2 tRNA genes and 3 rRNA genes are annotated in these 1,080 nt (G+C 48.9%); all 5 read left to right on the plus strand.

Annotated features, from left to right (window positions below):
- A 16S ribosomal RNA gene (locus ACWA2B_RS27850) occupies window positions 1-104 on the plus strand; the annotation flags it as partial.
- Window positions 105-264: 160 nt separating this feature from the next.
- Window positions 265-381 (plus strand): 5S ribosomal RNA (rrf, locus tag ACWA2B_RS27855).
- Between the two features lie 38 nt (window positions 382-419).
- A tRNA-Ile gene (locus tag ACWA2B_RS27860) sits at window positions 420-496 on the plus strand.
- Between the two features lie 21 nt (window positions 497-517).
- Window positions 518-593, plus strand: a tRNA-Ala gene (locus tag ACWA2B_RS27865).
- Between the two features lie 249 nt (window positions 594-842).
- Window positions 843-1,080: ribosomal RNA gene (locus ACWA2B_RS27870) — 23S ribosomal RNA — on the plus strand; the annotation flags it as partial.

The following is a 1,080-nucleotide window of genomic DNA, read 5'->3' on the forward strand; positions in this document are numbered from 1 at the left end:
GGGGTAACCCGCAAGGGAGCCAGCCGCCGAAGGTGGGGTAGATGATTGGGGTGAAGTCGTAACAAGGTAGCCGTATCGGAAGGTGCGGCTGGATCACCTCCTTTCTATGGAGAATCGTTTCCTGCAACGGAAACATTCAAATCAGCAGGTATAACGTACCTGCGACCGGATATTCAATTCGGTTCATCACGTTCGTGTGAATGAAATGAATATCCTTAAATTACTCACTCGTTGCTCAGTTTTGAGAGTTCAAACTCTCGAACGTTTGGTGGCGATAGCGGAGGGGTTCCACACGTACCCATCCCGAACACGACCGTTAAGCCCTCCAGCGCCGATGGTACTTGGACCGCAGGGTCCTGGGAGAGTAGGACGTCGCCAAGCGCAACCACTAAAGAAGAACTTCTTTGGTGGTTTATTATGGGCCCTTAGCTCAGCTGGTTAGAGCGCACCCCTGATAAGGGTGAGGTCGGTGGTTCGAGTCCACTAGGGCCCACCATATAACTTTATATTTCCTTTTGGGGCCATAGCTCAGCTGGGAGAGCGCCTGCCTTGCAAGCAGGAGGTCAGCGGTTCGATCCCGCTTGGCTCCACCAAAAAACTGCATGAATATCATCCGCTCGAATGAGATGGAGCGATGTTCACACAGGCTACAGTTTCGATGAAACTGTATTGCACCTTGAAAACTGGATACCGAAACGAAATTGCGTTTTAGAATATTCCTTTAAGCTGATCTTGTGTAAACAAGTGAAATAAAGGTAGCAGGTAAGGAAAGATCTTTTGCTTTTGGCAAAAATCATTCTTTATCGAACAGCGACATTTTCTTTCTTTGAAAGAAAAGTCTAGGTTAAGCTACAAAGAGCACACGGAGGATGCCTAGGCGCCAGGAGCCGACGAAGGACGTGGCGAACAACGATAAAGCCTCGGGGAGCTGTAAGCAAGCTTTGATCCGGGGATGTCCGAATGGGGAAACCCGGCTGTCTTCATCGACAGTCACTTTCTGCTGAATACATAGGCAGAATAGAGGCAGACCAGGGGAACTGAAACATCTAAGTACCCTGAGGAAGAGAAAACAATAGTGAT

The organism is Paenibacillus sp. CMM36, assembly GCF_053570945.1.